We start from the raw sequence: 21199 nt of genomic DNA on the forward strand, positions 1-21199 counted from the left end.
TCAAGGTAAGGTATTGTTTGCAATTTTACGGCCGCTCATGCGCTGATTTTATGGTTTGAATCCCAATGTTGCAGAAGCGTCTTTGCGCTTTTTGGCACATAAAGAACTTCACTCTGCGGCATACTAAGGAACGCTTGAACATCCAGAAGGAGGGAATACCGAACATGCAATCCAACCAAATGCAGGCACTTAGCGGAAAAGAACTGGAATACATCGCTGATTCCATTTCCAACGAAGATTTGCTGATTAAGCAGCTGGCTGCTACAGCCGGGAACACCCAGAACTCCACAGTGCACGGAATCTGTGTACAGCAAATTCAAAGTCATACCCACCATATGGATATGCTTGTACAGCTGCTGCATCAGCACCAGCAATATGCACCAACTCAGCCGCAGCAATAGTTGATGAGCGCAGGAGGCAGAAGCTCACGAATTTGTTTCCACAAACTTTAAGGAGGTTTTATTGTGTACGCACAAAATGGAACGCCATTCATGGCGGATGAGGATTTATTAAACACTGTGCTGGCCGATTTGAAGCGGACGGTACGGGAATATACAACAGCAGCCACAGAGTCGAATTGTCCGGCGGTACGCCGTGTGTTCAACGATTTGACGATGGACACGCTTAGAATTCAGGGTGAGCTGTATACCCAAATGTCGCAGCTTAACATGTACACGCCTCCGGGCAAAGCCCTGCGCCAGGATATCGACAAGCAGATTCAGACTGCCCAGCAGACCCAGCAGAAATGCCAGCAGTTCGTGCGTGAGAAAACTGGCGGAGCCGGTGCTTATAATCAGGCTTCCAATGTTCCGCTGCATCAGCCCAATGTGCAGCATAATAACGGTTCCTACTATATGTAACCCTCACCCGGGGCGGATGAAGCATAGGACTGCCCGTCCGCTGGTGTGGAGAAACACAAATAAAAAGATCCATTTAACCCCGCCCCGGCGGGGTTATTTTGTTTGCAGAACTGTCATTTTCGTGTCATATTAATACTAAACTCTTTTCGCAGGCGCTTTGCCCTGAAGCAGGGTACCGGTCTGGCGAACTATCCGGAGGGAAGGCATGAAGGAAATGAATGAATTAAAGAGGAAAGTGCTGGAACTGCTTAAGGAGGACGCGCGAAGCTCGACAGCGCTTATGGCGACCCTGCTTGGTGCGGAAGAAGAAAATGTCAAAACTGTGATTGCACAAATGGAACAGGACCATGTCATCGTTAAATATGCGACTGTGGTCAATTGGGATAAGGTGGACGACGAACGGGTGACGGCGCTGATCGAGGTTCAGATTACACCGGAACGCGGCCGGGGCTTCGAAGGCATTGCGGAGCGGATCTATCTGTATCCGCAAGTCAAATCCGTCTATCTGATGTCCGGTGCCTACGATTTACTGGTCGAAGTGGAAGGCCGCAATCTGCGGGAAGTTGCTAATTTCGTCTCCGAGAAGCTGTCGCCGATTGATGCGGTGCTCTCTACCAAAACTAACTTTACGCTCAAAAAATACAAACAGGACGGTATCATCTTTGAAGAGCATGAAGAAGACAACCGTCTGATGATATCTCCGTGAAGGATGTAATGTCATGATTACGAAGTCGATGAATTCCTATTTGGCCCCGCTGGTCCAGCAGATTCAGCCATCGGGCATCCGTAAGTTTTTTGATCTGGCTGCTGGCAGCAAGGATATTATTTCACTCGGTGTCGGCGAACCGGATTTCAAGACTCCCTGGCATGTCAGGGAAGCCTGCGTCTACTCGCTGGAACGCGGTTTCACCGGCTATACCTCAAATGCCGGCATGCCGGAGCTTCGTGAGGGCATTGCCGAATATCTGCAGACCCGCTTCGCGGTGGAATACAATCCGGCGAATCAGATTATCGCCACCGTCGGCGGCAGTGAGGCGATTGATCTGGCGCTTCGCGCCTTGATCTCGCCGGGAGACGAGATTCTGATTCCTGAGCCTTGTTATATTTCGTATTCACCAATAACAGCAATTGGCGGCGGGATTCCGGTCGGCATTGAGACCTTCGGAGAGAATAACTTCAAGCTTACCGCGTCTGATCTGGAAGCCAAGATTACTCCGCGCTCCAAAATTCTCATTCTCTGTTATCCGAGCAATCCGACTGGCGCAATTATGAGCCGCGAGGATTGGGAGCCCATTGCCAAAGTGGTAGAGAAACATGATCTTATTGTAATTTCGGATGAGATCTATGCTGAACTGACGTATGGAAGCAATCATGTAAGCTTTGCCTCCCTTCCGGGTATGCTCGACCGGACCATTCTGGTCAGCGGATTCTCCAAGGCCTTCGCCATGACCGGCTGGCGCATGGGCTACGCCTGCGGCCATCCCGATCTGATCTCCGCGATGCTGAAGATTCACCAGTATACGGTGATGTGTGCACCTTCGATGGGGCAGGTGGCTGCACTTGAAGCGTTGACGAATGGAATGGAAGAGAAGGACCGGATGGCGGATTCCTATAATCAGCGGCGCCGGCTGATCGTCAAAGGGCTGCGCGATGCCGGGCTGGACTGCCATGAGCCGCAAGGTGCGTTCTATGCATTCCCGAGTATTCAGCGCACCGGACTTACCTCAGATCAATTTGCCCAGCGTCTGCTTCTGGAATATAAGGTTGCCGCAGTTCCGGGTAGTGTCTTCGGTCTGGGCGGAGAAGGATACCTGCGCTGCTCCTATGCAACCTCGGTGTCCCAATTGAACGAAGCCGTAGAACGGATTGGGGCATTTGTCTCACAACTGGCCCGCGAGCGGACGGAGTAATGCACACAGAATGAAGTAAATTGAACTATAGCCTATCACCTTTCTATATGGTATTATTTTACTCTAAGGACAAGAAACACCTGTAATACACTTACATGGAACTCTTATTCTGGAATAGGGCGCAGGGTCCGGGCAGGAAGAATTCAGTCTCAATATCCGGGGATCACGCAATAATACATTAGGAGGGATGATTGTGCTAAGCGCAGATTATTACTTACCTTCCTATGGCGGGGAATGTAGTTCCGGAAGCGGGAAACATCCTCCCAGGGGTGATGCAAATGCACACAGGCTCTCGCTGGAGAATGAAATTCAGGTGCTCCGCAGCAGAATGGAACAGCTTTTTTTGCAGGAGAACTCCTTTACCTCAGATAATGTGATTGCCATCAGCAGCTTGCTGGATCTGAAGATTAATGAGTACATGAAAGGCCGCCGCCGCAAGAGCGAGTAATACGGCTAATTCATATTGAAACGGATATCTTCCATTGCGGGGGATATCCGTTTTTTATTGCGCCACACAGTTGCACAATCTAGGTGATTATGATTTTCGTCTGTTGTGGATGAGTCGCTTTGTACTTGGAACTGATCCGCCCGAAAGGCGGAATTATTCTTGTATCAGGAATCCCGCTGAATCCGCCGAAAGTGGGCGGGATGCGTGAATGAGGGGCAAAAGTGCCCCTGAATCCGCCGAAAATGACCGGCAGGCGTGAATGAGGGGCAAAAGTGCCCCTGAATCCGCCGAAAGTGGGCGGGATGCGTGAATGAGGGGCAAAAGTGCCCCTGAATCCACCGAAAATGGACGGGATGCGTGTATGAGGAGCAAAAGTGCCCCTGAATCCACCGAAAATGGACGGGATGCGTGAATGAGGGGCAAAAGTGCCCCTGAATCCACCGAAAATGGACGGGATACGTGAATGAGGAGCAAAAGTGCCCCTGAATCCGCCGAAAATGACCGGCAGGCGTGTATGAGGAGCAAAAGTGCCCCTGAATCCACTGAAAATGGACGGGATGCGTGAATGAGGGGCAAAAGTGCCCCTGAATCCACCGAAAATGGACGGCAGGCGTGAATGAGGAGCAAAAGTGCCCCTGAATCCGCCAAAAGTGGGCGGCAGGCGTGAATGAGGGGCAGAAGTGCCCCTGAATCCGCCGAAAGTGGGCGGGATGCGTGAATGAGGGGCAAAAGTGCCCCTGAATCCGCCGAAAATGACCGGCAGGCGTGAATGAGGAGCAAAAGTGCCCCTGAATCCACCGAAAATGGACGGGATATGTGAATGAGGAGCAAAAGTGCCCCTGAATCCGCCGAAAGTGGGCGGCAGGAGGAAAATTAAAGGGATAAATCCCTCTGAATCCGCCGAAAGTGGGCGGCAGGAGGAAAATTAAAAGGATAAATCCCTCTGATTACGCCAAAAGTGTGCGGGAAGCGGGAAAGAGGAGCTCTGGCATGTGATTTCGCCGGGGACTGGCCCGGAAGTAGTCTGAGGGAAGCATTGAGATGAGAGGTAACCTTAATACTACCAAAGCTGCACAGACCGCATAAGAGCTCCAGCTTGATTCACCCGTGAGGGTGATTTTATGCTGAATGAATGAAATGATAGGCTGCATGCTATAACTTGCCGGCGGCAAAGTAGTCAACCTTTTAATTTACATAAATATCCTTTCACAGTATAATGAATGAACAGTCATTCATTTTGAGGGAGATGGGAATCATGGGTGATAACAGCAAGAGTGATAACAGCAAGAATGATAACAGCAAGAATGATAACAGCAAGAGTGATAATAGCAAGAGTGATAACAGCAAGAATGATAACAGCAAGAGTGATAATAGCAAGCTGCTGGAACGTAAATTCATTGAGGGCTTTGAGCAATTAGCTCCGGACAAAGCGATCCGGCAGATTATCTATCATGCTGTAGAGGTATTCTCCAAGAAAGGCTATGCGGGAACCAAAATCAAGGATATCGCCGCCAGTGCAGGCTTCAGCCAGGGGTATGTCTATATGTATTTCAAATCCAAAGACGATATCTTCACCAGGATCGTTGAGCTGGCTTCAGACGGAGCCGGAATGTCGGTGCAATATGCAGCAGAATTAGAGGGGAGCCCGATGGAGCGGATCACCTGGCTGACGGAGGCCTTCCTCTCACCGGACAGTATTGCCCTGCAGCACTTCCGGCTCATTCTGCTGCAGACGGCCACTTCGGAAGCCATTCCGGAGGAAGCCAAGCGTGTAGCGAAGGAGAAGATTATGAAGCCGTTCGAGCATCTCGTTCCCCTGATTATTGCCGGGCAGCAGGCGGGAGAGATTGTTCCGGGAGATCCCGTGGAAATCGCCATCGCGTATTTTTCATTCATACAAGGGCTTGGTATTGCGAGATTGCAGACCACGTCCGCTGCTCCTTTTCCATCTACAGAACTGGTTCTGCGCTTCATGAAGAGGGAGCGTTAGCCCATTCTATATCCGAAAAGGTGGAGTCAGCCATGGTCAAGGTATTTAAAAGCGATGCCGGCAAAGAACAGGTTCTCCGTTCCTATAATGAACTGCTCGGGGGCTGGGGGACAGAGGTTCAGGAGCTGGATATTGAGACTCCTTACGGGACAACACATTGTATAACAGCGGGAGAGGCCGGCTTACCGCCCTTGCTGCTGTTCCATGGGGTTGGCGATAATTCGGCGGTGATGTGGCTGCTGAACATGAAGGAGTTGTCACGGCATTTCTTCTGCATTGCAGTGGATACGCTGGGAGGGCCGGGAAAGAGTATTCCGGGTGCCAGGTTCAATAAGCAGAATTTCAATCAGGTGGATTGGATTAACAGCGTCGCTGACGGTTTGAAACGGGAACAATTCTATGTGGCAGGTGTATCGAACGGAGCGTACATGGCCTTCAATTATGCGGTTAACGAGCCAGGAAGGGTGCTGAAGGCGGTCTGTATGGAAGGAGGAATGGTCACTGCCCCGTTAAAAAGCATGATCCAGACGCTGCTGATGATGTTCCCGGAAATCATGGTACCCACCCGCAAAAATCTGCTTAAGGTATTTAATAAGCTCAGTTCGCCGGAATCACGGCTTGCGGAAAAACATCCTAATTTGGCCGAGCATGTCGTGCTGCTCATGAAGAATCATAACCAGCAGGCGATGTTTGTCCAGAGGATTGAGCTCTATGACAAGGCCCGCGCGGCTATAGTCAGGGATAAGCTGTATTTCCTGATCGGTGATTACAGGCTGCAGCATAAGAAGGATTTTATAGGCATACTTCAGGACGGGGAATTCCGCTATAGGGTGATCGGGGGGGCAGGCCATGGCATCAATATGGAACAGCCGGAGCGGGTCAACCGGGAGCTGATAGAATTTTTGCAGATACAGGGGGGAGTGCAATGATTCCAGAGAGTATCCGGCAGCAGGTGTTCACAGAGCTTTGCTGTCCTCCTGAAGCGGTCAAGCCGCTTGGAGGGTATAACGACAATGTATTTGAGCTTGAGCGGGCAGGAGCGGAGAATATAGTCGTCAAAATACTGGATCACACCGTGGTCCCCAAGGAACACACTTTGCCGGAGCTGGAATGGCTGAACTAGCTGCAGGAGAATGAAGTGAATGCGATCCGCCCGCTGTGCCTGGAGCCCGGGAAGTATATTTACCCGGTGTCAGAGTCTTTTTATTATATTCTGTTCCATAAGGTTAAAGGTACACATGTGAACCGGGAAGACAAGACGGTCTGGAATCCGCTGTTATTCGAGCACTGGGGAGAGGCGATGGGAAGGCTGCATTCCTGTGCCCGGAGCTACCAGGCAGTCCATCCGCATCCGCATTGGCAGGAGAATATACTTCTGCTGGCAGAGAGGATAGAAACAGCCCCTCTTTTGTCGCAAAAGTGGAAGGTATACCAGGAAGAATTCAGCCGCCTTGGCACCTCCGGGAATGAATTCGGCCTGATTCATGGCGACCTTCACCCGCATAACTTCCTGCTGCATGGCGGCACGCTGACAGTGATAGATTTCGGGGATGCGGAATACCACTGGTTTGCGTATGATATTGCCATTGCCGTCTATCATATGGCCCAGACTGTGCCGGAAGGTGCCGGCAAGAAGGATGCTGTGCTGGCATTTTATCACGCTTTTATGAAAGGCTACCGCAGGGGGAACCCCGATACCGGATTCATGGCTCAGATCGGCTACTTTATAGATTACAGGCATCTTTATTCTTATACCTATCATATGGTGCACACAGACCCGGGCGCGCTTACGGAAGGCCAGAAGACATATCTTGCCCGAATGAGGCGGACGATCGAAGCCGGGGAACCTTGCCTGGGATTCAGACTGCTGTAATGCTTGTACGTCCCGGGGCGGAGGAAGTGGTGGACCCGGGGCCCGATGGCGGACTCCTGCCGCAGGCATATAATGAATATTCACGAATCTGAAGCAGAAAGAGGATGATATTCATGTTACAGGCACAAATGCTGCAGGACCCTTACACCCATGGTGAACTGAAGCTGCAAGGAAACGGAGCTGTTAATCTGGAGAGCGGGCGGGAATATCCGTTGAAGCACGGATTTCTGGCTTTTTTGGGAGAAGCGGATGCCGAAGGCAGCAACAAAAAATACCTGGAGCTATATAACAGAATCGCCCGTTTCTACCGGCTGTCCAACAAAGCTTATTTCGCCCTGAAATTCGGCGGGGAACGCAGCTACAGAGAGCAGTTCCTGTCTTCCCTTGAGCTGCATGGCGGTGACCGGCTACTGGAAACCTCGGTGGGCAGCGGCGATAATTTCCCCTATCTGGGTGTACAGGCAGAGCTGTACGGGCTGGATATCTCCAGCGGAATGCTGAAGCAGGCGGTGCGCAATCTGCGGCGCTGGAAGCTTAAGGGACATCTGTTCCAGGGACAGGCGGAGAAGCTGCCTTTTCGGGATAACGTCTTTGATTGTGTCTACCATGTCGGCGGCATCAATTATTTCAGTGATCCGGGAGCTGCGGTACTGGAGATGATCCGGGTGGCGAAGCCGGGCACCAGACTGATGATTGCCGATGAGACGGAGAAGCTGGTTAAGGGAACGTACGGGAAGGTGCCGGTGGTTAAGGGGTATTTTCAGCAGGGGGAGGAATTGCCGGGGGTTCTTGGACTCATCCCGCACAATATGCTGGAGATAGGGTATAAGGAAGTGTGCAAAGGCCTGATGTACTGCATCACCTTCCGCAAGCCTTAAGGGAGTTATTTACATGTCAGAAATGATGATCTTTGTTTGCCTACATACATAAGAACGATTACACTATTACTATGTGATTTGCAACTTAGGAGGGAAATACTATGGCGATCTATACGCGTACGGGGGATAAAGGGGAAACCTCAGTCATCGGCGGCCGTGTGGGCAAGGACGATGTCCGCGTCGAGGCTTATGGCACCATAGACGAGCTGAACTGTTTCGTCGGCCAGGCACGGAGCCTGATGGAAGACGAGCGGTTCGCGGATGTCCGGGAGCAGCTGCTGGAGATTCAGCATGAGCTGTTTGACTGCGGCTCAGACCTGGCGTTCGTGAAGTTGAGCGAGAACAAATATAAGGTGAAAAGCGAAATGGCCGTACGTCTGGAAGGCTGGATCGACGTGCTGCAGGCGGAGAATCCGGTGCTGGAGCGTTTCATTCTGCCCGGCGGAAGCCAGCTGTCTTCGGTGCTGCATGTCTGCCGGACCGTCTGCCGCCGCGCGGAGCGCCGGGCTGTGACCCTGGGACGGAGTGCGGACATCAACCCGGAGGCGGTCATCTATCTGAACAGACTGTCTGATTATTTCTTCGCACTGGCCCGTGTTGCCAATACACGGCTGGAAGTTGCTGACGTTGAGTATGTGCGCAGTAAAAAGGTGTTCCGGAACAAATGACCAGCTATTATCCGCCGATTACCTATATTGTGCCGCCGGATGAAGACGGCTGGCTGCTCAAAACCATTCTGCAGAAGCGGATGGATGTCTCCCGCAAGCTGCTGTCCCGTCTGAAGATGACAGACCTCGGAATTACGCTGAACGGAGAGCGTGTGTATATTAGTGTTAAGGTAAGCAGCGGAGACCGGGTAGAGATCCGGATGGAGGAAGAAACGTCAGAGGATATCCTGCCGCAGCCGATTCCTTTTGAGATTCTATATGAAGACGGGCATCTGCTCGTCGTGAACAAAGCCGCGGGGATCATTGTCCATCCGACCCACGGTCATTATACAGAGACACTCGCCAACGGAGTGGTTCATTACTGGGCGGAGAAGGGGGAGCGGGTCCGCTTCCGCCCGGTCCACCGGCTGGACCAGGAGACCTCCGGTGTGCTGGTCATTGCCAAGAACCCGTACAGCCACCAGCATATCTCCGAGCAGATGATCGCCGGAACGGTGGACAAGCGGTATGCTGCTTTTGTGCACGGCGTTCCGGCTGTGCAGAGCGGCGACATCGACGGTCCGATCGACCGCGACCCGCTGGAGCCGCACCGGCGGATCGTGACGCCGGATGGTTATCCTTCCTTGACCCGGTACGAGGTCAAGGAGGTCTATCCGCGCGCGGCTTCGCGCGTGGAGCTGAAGCTGGAGAGCGGGCGCACCCATCAGATCCGGGTGCATATGAGCTCGATCGGCTGTCCGCTGATCGGTGACGGCATGTACCGTCACCCGTTGTACGCCCGCGTGCAGGCGTTAGGCGGGCTGGCTCCGCCGGTCAGCGGAGAGCGGGAGGCTGGGCTGGTGCTGCCGGGCGGTGAGGCGCAAGAAGCCGGGCTGACGCTGCTGGGCGGAGAGAGGCAAGAGGCAGAGCTGTCGCCGGAGGAAGCGGCGCAGCTGGCGGAGATCGCGGAGCTGGACGCGTCCATTCCGCGCCAGGCGCTGCATGCGGTGCGGCTGTCCTTCCGGCATCCGGTCACGCATGCCGAACTGGTCTTCGAAGCTCCGCTGCCGCCGGATATGGCGCTGCTGCAGGCGAAGCTGCGTGAGACTGGGGCCTTGGAATAACCGTCTCAGCTGCCAGCCGTTATATGAAGGCCGCTTAGGATTCCGCAGGCCGGTACAGCCAGGCGCCAGCGTGAGATTGTGAAATAAGTGCGAGACTGCACTTATTCTCAGCTCTTTAGTCACTCTAAGGCCAACAAGTGGATTAAGTACAACTAATTTCAGAGGTTTGGCTGAAAAGTATCGAACGCGCTCAAATTAAGTGTTGAAAATCCAACTAATTCCTGTTAACCTGCGAATTCACGCTGAATAAATGAACAATTTCCACTTATTATAATTTTACTGAATCACTCCGCACATAGCCCGGACGCCTTTACCGGAATAGGCGGCTAGAGGAGTGGTTAAACGTAGGAACGCAGGTGCGCAGGAGCGCCAATATTCCGGCCCATCCGGCCCACGAATATGGCTGCGCGCCGACAGCCCTAATAATCAGCGCACTGCAACACTGCCGCTGCGCATATAATAGAAGGAGAACCCGATGAGTGACTTGAAAGTGTATCAATACCCGAAATGCAGCACCTGCCGCAGCGCGGTGAAATGGCTGAAGGAGCAGGGGCATGAGCTGGAGCTGCAGCATATTGCCGAGCAGCCGCCCACAGTGGAGGAGCTGCGCGTCCTGCTGAAGAACAGCGGACTGCCGCTGAAGAAGTTTTTTAATACGAGCGGTGAGGTGTACAAGGAACTTAATCTTAAGGACAAGCTGACCGGTCTTAGCGAAGACGAGCAGCTTGAGCTGCTCTCCAGCCACGGAATGCTGATCAAGCGTCCGGTTGTCACTGACGGCAAGAAGGTTACAGTCGGCTACAAAGAAGAGCAGTACGCTGAAGCCTGGAGTAATACCTAAATTACGGAACACAAGGAGAGGTTACACATGAGCACAGTAACAGAAACTAAGGGCCGGGTAATGATCGTTGATGGAATGGCTCTGCTGTTCCGGGCTTTTTATGCTACCTCTTATGGAGGATATATCCGCAAGACCAGCGCCGGGCTTCCGACGAATGCGGTGTATGGATTTTTGCAGTATTTTTTCGACGCGGTGAGTACGTTTGAGCCTTCACACGTGGTCTGCTGCTGGGATATGGGCAAGGGTACGTTCCGTACGGAGAAGTATGACGGTTACAAATCGAACCGCATTGACGCGCCGCTGGAGCTGATCCCGCAGTTTGATCTCGTGAAAGAGGTAGTGGCCGAGCTGGGCGTGCCGAATATCGGTCTGGTGGGTTATGAGGCAGATGACTGCATCGGTACACTGGCTTCGTGCTACAGCGGGGAGTCGGAGGTCTATATTCTAACAGGTGACCACGATATGCTGCAGCTGGTGAATGACAGCGTCAAGGTCGTGATTATGAAAAAAGGCCGCTCCAACTATAAAGTGTATGATCCTGCGGAGCTCCTGGCTGAACGTGGCCTCACCCCTGCACAGGTGATTGACCTGAAGGGCTTCATGGGCGACACCAGCGACAATTATCCCGGTGTGAAGGGCATAGGCGAGAAGACAGCAACCAAGCTGCTGACCGAATATGGCACTGTAGAAGGCGTGATCGAGAATCTGCATCTGCTGCCCAAAGGCGTGCGGGCCAAAATCGAGGCTGACCTCGATATGCTGCATCTCTCGCGGGAGCTGGCGGAAATCCGCTGCGATGTGCCGGTAGTCTGTGAACTGGCGGACTGCCTGTGGGCGCTGCAGCGGGATACTGCGGCACGTAAGTTCAACGAGCTGGAGTTCGGCAGCCTGATGCACCTGATCGGCGGAATCGCCGAGGTGCGGGATGACCGGGGAATCGTACAGATTGAACTCGGAGATTTGGGCTGACAAGAGCTTAGGCTTAGGCAGGCCTGAGACTCCTTATATAGCAGAAGACCCCTCGCGAAAGTCTCGCGTAAGGGGTCTTTTTGTATTTTCCCAACTAATTTGAAATACGATCATGCCGGGCTCAGATGATAATTCCGTCGCAATGGTCAATCTCATGCTGAATGATCTGCGCAGTAAAGCCGGTGAAGGTCTGCTTCTGCGGCTTGAAATTACGGTCGAGGAACTCTACCTCAATGGAATCATAACGCACAGTTCTGCGTACGCCATCATGTGACAGACAACTCTCCTCGGTTTCATAGGGATTATTACGCTTGCTGATGACCGGATTGATCATAGGGACATTTACCGGTCCGATACTGAACGCTATGATGCGCTTGTTGACACCGATCATGTCAGCTGCCATGCCGACACAGCGGTCTGCGTTCGCCCGCAAGGTATCCAGAAGATCCTCCAACACCGGCAGATCCTCTTTAGTAGCCGGAGTGGACTTCTGGCCTAAAATCGTCATATCTTTGCAAATAGGTCTGATCATAGTACTCTCCATGTGTTTTATTTGGATGCCACTGCCATAATATCATCTTTTGCATCGACAATGAAATGAATCATGCCGAACAAACATGTAAAGCCGTCAGACACTTTCGGGGATATGATGGTTTTTTGCGGTGTATTGTGGGGTACGGGAGGGGCCGTATACCGTGTGTGGAGCGGAATTACAGATTAACTTTGCTTATTCGACAAAACTACTGTAGAATTAATGAGTATATAATGGTAAAAATTGGCAACAAAAAAGGGAGCATGCGTATGAAACTGAAATATCTAAGAATCACCGTAATTGTGCTGGTTTTCACGCTGTCGTTTTCAAGGATTTTGCTGCCCGCTTCAGCTGCGGTAATAGACATGAATTTGGGTTCAGCGGCCACTTTCGGGCTACTCGCCAAGACGATGACAACGGTTGAGACTTCCGTTTCCGGAGATACGGGAGCTATTACCCAGACCGTAATTCCACATATAACGAACGGGAATAATTATTTAGATGATAGTATTTATCATGCTGCTGATATTGATTTGGGAAATGCCATTGGGTATGCAAATTCACAGGTGCCTACTGTTAATGGAACGGCTGGAGCGGATCTGGGAGGCGAAATCCTGCTGCCCGGTATATATAATTATCCAGGTGCAGTTAATATCAGTGCAGATGTAACTCTTAGCGGTGATGATATTTTTATCTTCCAAATTGCAGGGACATTGGATACAGCAGCCGGTACGAAAATTCTATTAACAGACGGGGCACAAGCCTGTAATATCTATTGGGTGGTAAACGGGGCCACGACACTCGCGGCCAATACGGAGTTCAAAGGCAGTTTATTGAGTCAATCTTCAGCAACCACGGTTGGTATTAATACTATTATAAATGGCAGAATTCTGTCACAAAATGCAGTTACATTCACTGGCCCGGGCCCGTCTAACATTACTGTTCCGGTTTGTGTACAGGAGCCGCCTGTGGAACCACCGGTACAACCGCCTGTAGTAACAGATGCACCAACGCCAATACCGGCCACAGCAACGCCAGTACCAGCCACAGCAACGCCAGTACCGGCTACAGTAACGCCAGTACCAGCCACGGCCACGCCAGCACCGGCCACAGCAACGCCAGTACCAGCCACGGCAACACCAGTACCAGCCACAGCAACACCAGTACCGGCCACAGCAACGCCAGTACCGGCCACAGCAACGCCAGTACCGGCCACGGCCACGCCAATATCAGCATCAGTAACACCAATGCCGGCCACGCCAACGCCAGCAACAGTAACGCTAATGCCGGCTACAGCAACGCCTGGCCCCGCTGCTTCATCTGCCAATACTCCTGCCGCTTCATCTCCTGCGGAGCTGCCTGCAGTGCCTGATTGGATTGTTGCAACGGAATGGCTTAAAGTAGGCTTACTTCCAGACGGGGATATAGTTATTGATGCAAAGCTTCCTGATCATCAAGAAGAAACTGGTGTGTGGAATTTCGATCTGGGGGGAAAGGTATACAATATAGAAGGAACTGAAAGTGTCAAGTATAGGATCGCTAAAGCACCGGTAGGGACTTATAATATTCTGGTGACATTCACCTCCCATAACGGAACAGTGTTTAAGTTTGAGGCGGTTCCCGTATCTGTACCTACAGTCAACGGAGGCCAGCTTCCGGCTACCGCGACGCCGTGGTACAACTTGCTTCTCTCCGGATCTCTATTAACCATAATGGGAGGAGTAATCTTATGGAGGAGAAAGCTTCGTGAATAAACGGCACACTGGGCATAAAGTAAAAGCCGGAAAACTAATATACATGATCTCCCTGGGATCAATGCTTCTGGGGATCCTGTCTATCTCTTGGGCCCTGATTCATATTCAGGCGCAAGCCGTTCCCGTTGCTTATAATGAGAATACTGATCTTATCCCAATTCAGGCTGATCTGCGTAATAGTGCAAGGAGCAGCATCGCCGTTCCGGCAGAAGCAGGCGATTCCGGCAGCCTGCCGCCGCAGGATGATATCCTTTATCCTATTAGGCCGCTTGAAGGCGATGTTATCGGACAGCTGATAATTCCGGCATTACAGCAAATTCTTCCGATTATTCACGGGACGAACGAGGATGAGCTGGAGAAAGGAATTGGACATTTCCCGGAAAGCGTCCTGCCGGGTGAGAATAACAATTCGGTTCTCTCCGGACACCGGGATACAGTCTTTGCCAAATTAGGCGAGCTGGAAATAGGAAACGAGCTTGTCGTTGATACATCAGCCGGTTCTTTCACCTATAAGATAAGTGCTATACGGATTGTTCATAAAGACGATAAAACGATTATTGTACCTACAGACCACGCTGTCCTAACCGTAAGCACCTGCTATCCCTTTCACTTTATCGGCGCAGCTCCCGACCGTTATATTCTCATCGCAGACCTGATCGATGAAGTCCGTTCCCCCCAAACATGAAGACCTTTCGGCTTTCCTTTATCCTTTGACATCTTGGTGTCAAAGGATTTTTTTTGGAGGGAAAACGGGCCTGACAACCCAAAGCGGTACTTTATCCTATGTGCCACCTCAGCGAAGGATGGAAAGATTCTTAAGAAACGGTAGCACGAGCCACATAATTTAAAGATTGACGAACCGGCGGAAGCCTGACTATAATATTAATATAAGTGTTAAATGATTAACAAATATATTAACTTAAAGAGGAGCGTTAACTGAAATGGCAGAACGCATCGTACTGAACACTGACATCCGCAAAGGCACAATTAACCGCAACATCTATGGACATTTCGCTGAGCATCTGGGACGCTGTATCTATGAAGGCATCTGGGTAGGGGAAGATTCGGCGATTCCGAACACGAAGGGGATCCGCAACGATGTAGTGGAAGCGCTTAAGGAAATGAAGATTCCCGTATTGCGCTGGCCGGGCGGCTGCTTCGCCGATGAATACCACTGGAAGGACGGCATTGGACCGAGTGAAGAACGCAAGCGGATGATCAATACCCATTGGGGCGGTGCGGTTGAGAACAATCATTTTGGTACACATGAATTCATGCGGCTCTGCGCCATGCTGGAATGTGAGCCGTACATCAACGGCAATGTAGGGAGCGGAACGGTACAGGAGATGTCCGAGTGGGTTGAGTATTTGACCTTTAACGGTGTATCGCCAATGGCTGAGCTGCGCCAGAAGAACGGCCAGGAAGAGGCCTGGAGTGTAGCTTACTTCGGCGTGGGCAATGAGAACTGGGGCTGCGGCGGCAATATGCGTCCTGAATATTATGCTGACCTGTACCGCCGTTACCAGACTTATGTGCGCAATTATGGGGATAACAAAATTCACCGGATCGCCTGCGGCGCCAATTCGGATGATTATAACTGGACCGAAGTGCTGATGCGTGAAGCGACCCGGTTCATGGATTCGCTTACCCTGCACTACTACACCCTGCCGACTTCGGATTGGGCGAATAAAGGTGCAGCTACCGGCTATGGAACGGATGAATATTTCAACACATTGAAGAAGGCGCTGTTCATGGATGAGCTGGTTACCCGCCACAGTGTCATTATGGACAAATACGATCCGGACAAAAGAGTGGGCCTGATCGTTGATGAATGGGGCACCTGGTATGATGTGGAACCCGGTACGAACCCTGGATTCCTCTACCAGCAGAATACGATCCGCGATGCGCTGGTTGCCGGTCTGACCCTGAATATCTTCCACAAGCACAGCGACCGTGTGCGGATGGCGAACATTGCCCAGACCGTTAACGTGCTGCAGGCGGTCATTCTGACCGAAGGCGAGAAAATGCTGCTGACTCCAACCTATCATGTATTCAACATGTACAAGGTCCACCAGGATGCGCAGCTGCTGGATCTGACAGTGGATAGCCCGTTATACAGCTATGAGGGTGCGGAGATTCCTGAAGTATCTGCTTCGGCTTCTGTAACAGCAGAGGGCGTGATTCATGTCAGCCTGTGCAACCTGAATCATGAAGCATCGGCTGCATTACCGCTGGAGCTGCGGGGCCTTGCCGGACAACCTGCAACCGTAAGCGGTACTACACTTGCCGGGTCTTCCATCGATGCCCACAATACCTTCGAGCAGCCGGAAGCGGTAGTGCCGCAGCCGTTCACCGCCTTCAAGCTTGAAGGAAATAAGCTTACAGTTGAACTGCCGCCAATGTCGGTGACAGTACTGGCAATTACTCCGGGAGCTTAAAGAGAAGGGAAGCAGCATGACTACAACTTCAGCGTGTAAAGGATGCCGGGAGGATTACAAAGTGACGGAAGCGCAGATTGCCCGGATTCTCGCCTCCTCCATGTTCAATCCGGAGAATACAGCCCCGGACGAAGTCTATGCCAAGCGGGTTGCGCTATGCGAAGCTTGTCCCAAGCTGCAGGATGGTGTAACCTGCATTGCCTGCGGCTGTATTATACCGGTTGTGGCCCGGCTGAAGGCGCGCGGCTGTCCGCTGCCGGGCGGCGGCCTGTGGCAGCCGTTGACGGATTAAACTGCAAAGCTGGCCTGTAATATACCCGTAATCAAAACAGCGGCAGCGGGGGACCTGAGCCTAAGGTCTCCCGCTGCCGCTGTTTGCTGCCCCATCCTGTCCGGGTCATTCCGTCCGGCTGGGACTTGCCGAAGCTTCAACTGCATCTGTATAGAATAGTTCAAACACAAGATCCTCGTTATAGTTGCCGAACCCCTTGCCGAACAAGGTAAGGCCGCCGATATGCTCCGCATCCTCTTCCACAGAGACCTTGAACGTCCATTGCTTATCACGGATGCCGACCTGCTCCAGCGTAACCTCTGACAGCTTCTGCCCGTCCATGAATGTGCCTGCGGGTGTAATCCGCAGCTGCTTAAGCAGTCCATATTGATTGGTGAGCGCAGGCCACCAGGCTGGAGTGTATTTGCCCGGACTGTCCCCGTAGTCTCCGGGGCTGGTCCAGAAGCCGAGCCGCTGACCGTTCAATGTGAAGGTGATGTCAGAAGGCCAGTTATTATTGATGGACGGGGCTTCGGAGGCAATTTCCATCGTGATGACCAGTTCCTCAGGCTTCTGGCTGGACAGCAGGAAGTTCGGGATTTTGTATTCCACGAATCCTTTGCCGAACCACAGAATACCCGCATTCACCCGCTCCTGATCCCAGAAATACCGCGGATCGTCAAAGTTGCCGATTACCCGCTCGGTCGTAGATAAGCCGCAGGTCGGTTCAATCTGGAAATCGGAGTAGTGGCCGACCGGTATCTCCTTGCGGTAGCCCCGGCGCTGTGTTCTGGCTTGTCCGGGAAAAATAATCTCTGCCCCCTCGGTGGCCAGTGTACAAATCTTCTGCAGTCCGCTCCGTCCGGGAGCCATGTGGCTGCGGATCAGCCCGGCTGCTTCCAGCTTGCGCACATGCATCGTCATAATGGCACTGCTGAGCTTCAGCGCGCCGGCCAGTTCCTTGACGTTCATGGGCTGTTCAGACAGCAGCCGCAGCATCTGCAGGCGCACAGTACTGGATAACGCTTCGTACACGGGTAAGGAATGTTCGGTTAGATCAAGTTTCATGCGATGCCTCCACGTTCAGGTTATATAGTTAATAATTATATTACTCAAATGACATTCTTACAAGCATATGAACATTGCCTCACAAATAAATGAAGCTGCCTTACAAGCAAATGAACACTGCGCATCGCAGCCGCTCCAATTTTATCACAGACATGCAGAGCCTGTTCCGCTATGATGTAGGATGGATTAGCGATGTAACAAGGTGCTCTTGCCGGATCAGGCAAGGGATAACAGGGAATCGGGTGCAAGTCCCGAGCGGTCCCGCCACTGTAAGGAAGAGCTGAACTTCAAGAAGTCACTTGGGGAAATCCCCGGGGAAGACGAAGGATGTAGCGCCCGTATTCCAAGCCAGGAGACCTACCTTGATTACGCACACCACGACTCTACGCGGATAGGAGCGGTGTACGGATAGGTTAATGAGATGAGGCGATGTGCCTGCAGGACCGGAGGGAATCTTGAAGATCAGAGCCGGTTCAATGTTATGCAGACACAGCGTTGAGCGGCCATGCGGAGCAGACCGGGTGCAGAACCCCTTGTTGGCGCACGGCAGTGCTCTCTATCGAATCATACCTGCGTACATACACTCCCACCCTGAAGGGCGGGAGTTTTTTGGTTTGCTAAATTTAAGAAACTTGGAGGCTGACGAATGAAGAAACGCGGATTTTGGAGTTTTGCGGCGCTGATTGCCGGATTTACAGTGTACTTTATGCTGAATGAACCGGGAACGGCCCAGGCTATGCACATTATGGAAGGTTTTCTGCCGGTAGGCTGGGCTGTGTTCTGGTGGGTGGCGTTCTTACCGTTCTTTGTGCTCGGTATTATCAGGCTTAGATCGATGACCAAGGAGAATCCGGAGCTGAAGCTGCTGCTGGGTCTGGCAGGGGCGTTCACCTTCGTTCTATCGGCGCTCAAAATGCCTTCCGTTACAGGAAGCAGCTCGCATCCAACAGGTACCGGACTTGGCGCAGTTATGCTGGGGCCGCTCCCGATGGGCGTAATCGGCTCAGTCGTCCTGTTGTTTCAGGCGCTGCTTCTGGCGCACGGGGGAATCACTACGCTTGGGGCGAATGCGTTCTCGATGGCGGTCGCGGGGCCTTTTGCCGGATATGCAGTGTATAAGCTGATGATGAAGCTGCCTGACCGCGAGAAGCTGGCCTTGTTCTGTGCGGCAGCGGTTGCCGATCTGATGACCTATGTAGTGACTTCCTTTCAGCTTGCGGTGGCTTTTCCGGCTGCGGATGGCGGGGTCCTGGCGTCTTTTCTCAAATTCGGGGGGATCTTTGCCGTGACGCAGATTCCGCTGGCTATCAGCGAAGGGCTGCTGACCGTATTATTGTGGAACTGGCTGAAATCGTATAGTCCGAATGAAATGTCGCTCCTGAAACGCAAGGTCAAAGGGGGAAATGCATAATGAGCAATAAATGGAAAAATGGATTAATGCTGCTGGCCGTAGTATTGCTGTGTGTCTTGCCGCTGCTGTTCGTTAATGGTGAATTCGGCGGGGCCGATGATGCGGCCGAAGGGGTAATCACAGAGATTAACCCGGAATATGAACCTTGGTTCAAGCCGCTGACCGAACTCCCGGGTGAGACGGAGAGTATGCTGTTCGCACTTCAGGCGGCGATTGGCGCCGGCGTGATCGGATATTCACTGGGGCTGCTGAAAGGGAAGCAAGGCCAGCCGAAGCAGAACAGCATCAGCAAGTGATAAGACGTATTGATGTGCTTTCTTATAATAATGCCTTGCGGCAGCTGTCCCCTATGTGGAAAAGCTCGTTCGCGGCACTGATGTTCCTGCTCTCCTATACAGTGCATCCGGTGCTGCAGATTGGGATTACGGTGTGGATGATGCTCTGGTGCACCCTGCATGCCAAAATTCCCTGTCGCGCCTACGGGCTGCTGTTTGGCACGGCGCTGCTGTTCTATTGCCTGAGTGTACCGGCACTGCTCGTGGAATTCGGCCGTCCGGCTGCCGGGGAAGCTGGCGTATTCCGGATTTCGGGGCCGCCGCTCCCGATGTATATCACAGCAGCAGGACTGGAGCGGGCCGGTGAACTGCTGGCCAGAGTCTCGGCCTGCATGAGCTGCTTCTTCTTCCTGATGTTCACCACCCCGTTCAGCGAGCTTCTGCAGGTGCTGCGCAAGCTGCGTATGCCGCAGATTGTGCTGGAGCTGATGCTGATCATGTACCGCTTCCTGTTCCTGTTGACAGATGCAGCCCATGGGCTGATGCTGGCCCGGAAGCTGCGTGGAGGCCGCAGAGGGTATAAGGCGAGGCTGCGCGAGACCGCAGCTATGGCCGGGGCGCTCTTCGGCAATACGATGCACCGTTATTACGGATTGTCGCAGGGGCTGCTGACGCGCGGGTTCACGGGTGAGATTATTCTGCCGCCGTATACTGCGCGCCCTGTGCCGCGGCGTTACACTGTCCGGGCGTATGCCGGGATCGCTGTGCTGGTGCTGGCGCAGCTTTGGCTGTGGCTGCGGGGGTGAATTTAAGATTTTAGTGCAGGAAATCTGCTGGCTTTTTTGAAATCATGCCCAAAATACAACAATTTCCCCGAGATATCGGACGCAGGCCAATATTGTTGTACAAAAGGCAGCATTTCGCCTTCTCCAGGCGGCTTCGCGGGACAATTCTTGTATTTCATACAACAATCATCCCGAAGACCGGATTATCCAGGAATCAAAGCTGCAAAATGTACAACATTTATCCGATTTGCTAAATCACATTAGAGGAGTACGCCATGGACATGGAATATAGTCTGGCTTTTGACGGGGTGGTGTTTCATTACCCGGATACGAAGGAAGCCGCGCTGCGTGAACTAACCGTCTCCATTCCCAAAGGCCGCAAAACGGCGGTGCTTGGCCACAATGGTTCGGGCAAATCCACCCTGTTCCTGCATGCTGTCGGCATTCTGCGCCCGCAGAAGGGTACGGTTCAGCAAGGAGGCAAGACATTGTCCTATGCCAAAAAAGAGCTGGCCGCGCTGCGGCGCAGTATCGGCCTTGTATTTCAGGACCCTGAGCAGCAGCTCATATTGAGCACACCTCTGGAGGATGTGTCCTTCGGGCTGCGGGGAACGGGGATGGACGAAGCCGCAATCGCTGAGCGCTGCCGCAGCGTCATGGAACTGCTGAACCTGACGGAGCTGAGTGACAAACCGGTTCATCAGCTCAGCCTGGGGCAGAAAAAACGCACCGCATTCGCCGGAGTAATGGCGATGGAGCCGGAGCTGATCCTGCTGGATGAGCCGACCTCGTATCTGGATCCGTTATCCGAGCTCCAGATGCTGCAGGGTCTTGATGTTATACATGAGAAGGGCACAACCGTAGTTATGGCTACGCATGATATGAATTTGGCGTACCGCTGGGCGGACTGGATCATTGTACTGGATCAGGGCAGGTGCCGGGCTGAGGGGACGCCGGAGGAGATTTTTGCCGGGGCGGAAGAATTGCAGGCCATTGGCCTCGATCTGCCGCTGCTGGCTGACTTATGGCACAGCCTGCCTGCACGGCTCACCGCCGGCCAGCCGGCCCCCCGCACGGCGGGAGATTTCAAAGCCGCACTAAACAGGCTGCTGAACAGTTAATACA

General features: G+C 52.6%; 24 protein-coding genes and 1 riboswitch. Of the genes, 22 read left to right on the forward strand and 2 right to left on the reverse strand.

Annotated elements, in window-relative coordinates; translation table 11 throughout:
- Positions 1 to 164 precede the first annotated feature (164 nt).
- The 14 genes from PBOR_RS09950 to PBOR_RS10015 all read left to right on the forward strand — a co-directional run bounded on the left by PBOR_RS09950 (position 165) and on the right by PBOR_RS10015 (position 11540).
- The gene (locus tag PBOR_RS09950) at positions 165 to 401 is read left to right on the forward strand and encodes a hypothetical protein (protein ID WP_042211533.1); all 237 of its coding nucleotides are present in this window, start codon (positions 165 to 167) and stop codon (positions 399 to 401) included.
- Positions 402 to 464: 63 nt separating this feature from the next.
- Positions 465 to 860, forward strand: a complete 396-nt coding sequence (locus PBOR_RS09955) for a spore coat protein (protein ID WP_042211534.1) — start codon at positions 465 to 467, stop codon at positions 858 to 860.
- 205 nt (positions 861 to 1065) lie between these two features.
- Entirely contained in the window at positions 1066 to 1566 is a 501-nt protein-coding gene (locus PBOR_RS09960) for an Lrp/AsnC family transcriptional regulator (protein ID WP_042211536.1), read from the forward strand.
- A gap of 13 nt (positions 1567 to 1579) precedes the next feature.
- Positions 1580 to 2770: an aminotransferase class I/II-fold pyridoxal phosphate-dependent enzyme gene (locus PBOR_RS09965; RefSeq protein WP_042211538.1), complete on the forward strand. Its 1191-nt coding sequence runs from the start codon at positions 1580 to 1582 to the stop codon at positions 2768 to 2770.
- A 193-nt stretch (positions 2771 to 2963) separates the two neighbouring features.
- The gene (locus tag PBOR_RS09970; RefSeq protein WP_245648109.1) at positions 2964 to 3218 is read left to right on the forward strand and encodes an aspartyl-phosphate phosphatase Spo0E family protein; all 255 of its coding nucleotides are present in this window, start codon (positions 2964 to 2966) and stop codon (positions 3216 to 3218) included.
- Between the two features lie 1255 nt (positions 3219 to 4473).
- Positions 4474 to 5208, forward strand: a complete 735-nt coding sequence (locus PBOR_RS09975; protein WP_052429411.1) for a TetR/AcrR family transcriptional regulator — start codon at positions 4474 to 4476, stop codon at positions 5206 to 5208.
- A gap of 32 nt (positions 5209 to 5240) precedes the next feature.
- A complete protein-coding gene (locus tag PBOR_RS09980; protein ID WP_042211541.1) occupies positions 5241 to 6137 on the forward strand; it encodes an alpha/beta fold hydrolase in 897 nt (298 codons plus the stop codon).
- Positions 6134 to 6331 (forward strand): hypothetical protein, encoded by a 198-nt coding sequence (locus PBOR_RS09985; RefSeq protein WP_042211545.1) that lies wholly within the window; start codon positions 6134 to 6136, stop codon positions 6329 to 6331. Before PBOR_RS09980 ends, PBOR_RS09985 begins: the two co-directional genes overlap by 4 nt.
- A 15-nt stretch (positions 6332 to 6346) precedes the next feature.
- Complete coding sequence (locus PBOR_RS35380; protein ID WP_052429412.1) at positions 6347 to 7081, forward strand: phosphotransferase enzyme family protein; 735 nt, start codon at positions 6347 to 6349, stop codon at positions 7079 to 7081.
- A gap of 113 nt (positions 7082 to 7194) precedes the next feature.
- Positions 7195 to 7959 (forward strand): class I SAM-dependent methyltransferase, encoded by a 765-nt coding sequence (locus PBOR_RS09995; RefSeq protein ID WP_245648111.1) that lies wholly within the window; start codon positions 7195 to 7197, stop codon positions 7957 to 7959.
- Positions 7960 to 8060: 101 nt separating this feature from the next.
- A complete protein-coding gene (locus PBOR_RS10000; protein ID WP_042211546.1) occupies positions 8061 to 8627 on the forward strand; it encodes a cob(I)yrinic acid a,c-diamide adenosyltransferase in 567 nt (188 codons plus the stop codon).
- On the forward strand, positions 8624 to 9730 hold the full coding sequence (locus tag PBOR_RS10005; RefSeq protein ID WP_042211548.1) for an RluA family pseudouridine synthase: 1107 nt from the start codon (positions 8624 to 8626) through the stop codon (positions 9728 to 9730). The genes PBOR_RS10000 and PBOR_RS10005 overlap by 4 nt, the downstream gene beginning before the upstream one ends.
- 475 nt (positions 9731 to 10205) lie before the next feature.
- Positions 10206 to 10571: an arsenate reductase family protein gene (locus tag PBOR_RS10010; protein WP_042211549.1), complete on the forward strand. Its 366-nt coding sequence runs from the start codon at positions 10206 to 10208 to the stop codon at positions 10569 to 10571.
- Positions 10572 to 10598: 27 nt separating this feature from the next.
- The gene (locus tag PBOR_RS10015; RefSeq protein ID WP_042135106.1) at positions 10599 to 11540 is read left to right on the forward strand and encodes a 5'-3' exonuclease; all 942 of its coding nucleotides are present in this window, start codon (positions 10599 to 10601) and stop codon (positions 11538 to 11540) included.
- 121 nt (positions 11541 to 11661) lie between these two features.
- Here the strand turns inward: PBOR_RS10015 and PBOR_RS10020 are convergent, their stop codons facing one another.
- The gene (locus tag PBOR_RS10020) at positions 11662 to 12072 is read right to left on the reverse strand and encodes a peptide deformylase (RefSeq protein ID WP_042211550.1); all 411 of its coding nucleotides are present in this window, start codon (positions 12070 to 12072) and stop codon (positions 11662 to 11664) included.
- A gap of 233 nt (positions 12073 to 12305) precedes the next feature.
- Between PBOR_RS10020 and PBOR_RS36160 the strand changes: the two genes are divergently transcribed.
- The 4 genes from PBOR_RS36160 to PBOR_RS10045 all read left to right on the forward strand — a co-directional run bounded on the left by PBOR_RS36160 (position 12306) and on the right by PBOR_RS10045 (position 16556).
- Entirely contained in the window at positions 12306 to 13826 is a 1521-nt protein-coding gene (locus PBOR_RS36160; RefSeq protein ID WP_167549530.1) for an ice-binding family protein, read from the forward strand.
- Between the two features lie 61 nt (positions 13827 to 13887).
- The gene (locus tag PBOR_RS10035; RefSeq protein ID WP_218918895.1) at positions 13888 to 14511 is read left to right on the forward strand and encodes a class D sortase; all 624 of its coding nucleotides are present in this window, start codon (positions 13888 to 13890) and stop codon (positions 14509 to 14511) included.
- Positions 14512 to 14767: 256 nt separating this feature from the next.
- The gene (locus PBOR_RS10040; RefSeq protein WP_042211553.1) at positions 14768 to 16264 is read left to right on the forward strand and encodes an alpha-N-arabinofuranosidase; all 1497 of its coding nucleotides are present in this window, start codon (positions 14768 to 14770) and stop codon (positions 16262 to 16264) included.
- Positions 16265 to 16280: 16 nt separating this feature from the next.
- Positions 16281 to 16556: a DUF6171 family protein gene (locus PBOR_RS10045; protein ID WP_042211554.1), complete on the forward strand. Its 276-nt coding sequence runs from the start codon at positions 16281 to 16283 to the stop codon at positions 16554 to 16556.
- 105 nt (positions 16557 to 16661) lie between these two features.
- Here PBOR_RS10045 and PBOR_RS10050 read toward each other — a convergent pair whose 3' ends face one another.
- Complete coding sequence (locus tag PBOR_RS10050) at positions 16662 to 17603, reverse strand: ArsR/SmtB family transcription factor (RefSeq protein ID WP_042211556.1); 942 nt, start codon at positions 17601 to 17603, stop codon at positions 16662 to 16664.
- A 183-nt stretch (positions 17604 to 17786) separates the two neighbouring features.
- Positions 17787 to 17982: riboswitch (cobalamin riboswitch) on the forward strand.
- Between the two features lie 267 nt (positions 17983 to 18249).
- Here PBOR_RS10050 and PBOR_RS10055 point away from each other — a divergent pair.
- From PBOR_RS10055 to PBOR_RS10070, 4 genes are all read left to right on the forward strand, one after another.
- Positions 18250 to 19014: an energy-coupling factor ABC transporter permease gene (locus tag PBOR_RS10055; protein ID WP_042211558.1), complete on the forward strand. Its 765-nt coding sequence runs from the start codon at positions 18250 to 18252 to the stop codon at positions 19012 to 19014.
- Positions 19014 to 19310, forward strand: coding sequence for an energy-coupling factor ABC transporter substrate-binding protein (locus PBOR_RS10060; RefSeq protein WP_042211559.1), 297 nt, complete (start codon positions 19014 to 19016; stop codon positions 19308 to 19310). Before PBOR_RS10055 ends, PBOR_RS10060 begins: the two co-directional genes overlap by 1 nt.
- A 14-nt stretch (positions 19311 to 19324) precedes the next feature.
- Entirely contained in the window at positions 19325 to 20095 is a 771-nt protein-coding gene (gene cbiQ, locus PBOR_RS10065) for a cobalt ECF transporter T component CbiQ (protein WP_281192347.1), read from the forward strand.
- Positions 20096 to 20349: 254 nt separating this feature from the next.
- On the forward strand, positions 20350 to 21195 hold the full coding sequence (locus PBOR_RS10070; RefSeq protein ID WP_099052456.1) for an energy-coupling factor ABC transporter ATP-binding protein: 846 nt from the start codon (positions 20350 to 20352) through the stop codon (positions 21193 to 21195).
- Positions 21196 to 21199: the final 4 nt, after the last annotated feature.

The organism is Paenibacillus borealis (genome assembly GCF_000758665.1).
Taxonomy (GTDB): domain Bacteria; phylum Bacillota; class Bacilli; order Paenibacillales; family Paenibacillaceae; genus Paenibacillus_AQ; species Paenibacillus_AQ borealis.

Coding starts and splice junctions, on each gene's coding strand:
- PBOR_RS10005 (WP_042211548.1), top strand. CDS start 8,624: ATGACCAGCTATTATCCGCCGATTACCTATATTGTGCCGCCGGATGAA.
- PBOR_RS10040 (WP_042211553.1), top strand. CDS start 14,768: ATGGCAGAACGCATCGTACTGAACACTGACATCCGCAAAGGCACAATT.
- PBOR_RS10070 (WP_099052456.1), top strand. CDS start 20,350: ATGGACATGGAATATAGTCTGGCTTTTGACGGGGTGGTGTTTCATTAC.
- PBOR_RS09985 (WP_042211545.1), top strand. CDS start 6,134: ATGATTCCAGAGAGTATCCGGCAGCAGGTGTTCACAGAGCTTTGCTGT.
- PBOR_RS36160 (WP_167549530.1), top strand. CDS start 12,306: ATGGTAAAAATTGGCAACAAAAAAGGGAGCATGCGTATGAAACTGAAA.
- PBOR_RS10045 (WP_042211554.1), top strand. CDS start 16,281: ATGACTACAACTTCAGCGTGTAAAGGATGCCGGGAGGATTACAAAGTG.
- PBOR_RS10020 (WP_042211550.1), bottom strand. CDS start 12,072: ATGATCAGACCTATTTGCAAAGATATGACGATTTTAGGCCAGAAGTCC.
- PBOR_RS10050 (WP_042211556.1), bottom strand. CDS start 17,603: ATGAAACTTGATCTAACCGAACATTCCTTACCCGTGTACGAAGCGTTA.
- PBOR_RS09995 (WP_245648111.1), top strand. CDS start 7,195: ATGTTACAGGCACAAATGCTGCAGGACCCTTACACCCATGGTGAACTG.
- PBOR_RS10055 (WP_042211558.1), top strand. CDS start 18,250: ATGAAGAAACGCGGATTTTGGAGTTTTGCGGCGCTGATTGCCGGATTT.
- PBOR_RS09965 (WP_042211538.1), top strand. CDS start 1,580: ATGATTACGAAGTCGATGAATTCCTATTTGGCCCCGCTGGTCCAGCAG.
- PBOR_RS10060 (WP_042211559.1), top strand. CDS start 19,014: ATGAGCAATAAATGGAAAAATGGATTAATGCTGCTGGCCGTAGTATTG.
- PBOR_RS10015 (WP_042135106.1), top strand. CDS start 10,599: ATGAGCACAGTAACAGAAACTAAGGGCCGGGTAATGATCGTTGATGGA.
- PBOR_RS09960 (WP_042211536.1), top strand. CDS start 1,066: ATGAAGGAAATGAATGAATTAAAGAGGAAAGTGCTGGAACTGCTTAAG.
- PBOR_RS10010 (WP_042211549.1), top strand. CDS start 10,206: ATGAGTGACTTGAAAGTGTATCAATACCCGAAATGCAGCACCTGCCGC.
- PBOR_RS09950 (WP_042211533.1), top strand. CDS start 165: ATGCAATCCAACCAAATGCAGGCACTTAGCGGAAAAGAACTGGAATAC.
- PBOR_RS10000 (WP_042211546.1), top strand. CDS start 8,061: ATGGCGATCTATACGCGTACGGGGGATAAAGGGGAAACCTCAGTCATC.
- PBOR_RS10035 (WP_218918895.1), top strand. CDS start 13,888: ATGCTTCTGGGGATCCTGTCTATCTCTTGGGCCCTGATTCATATTCAG.
- PBOR_RS09975 (WP_052429411.1), top strand. CDS start 4,474: ATGGGTGATAACAGCAAGAGTGATAACAGCAAGAATGATAACAGCAAG.
- PBOR_RS09980 (WP_042211541.1), top strand. CDS start 5,241: ATGGTCAAGGTATTTAAAAGCGATGCCGGCAAAGAACAGGTTCTCCGT.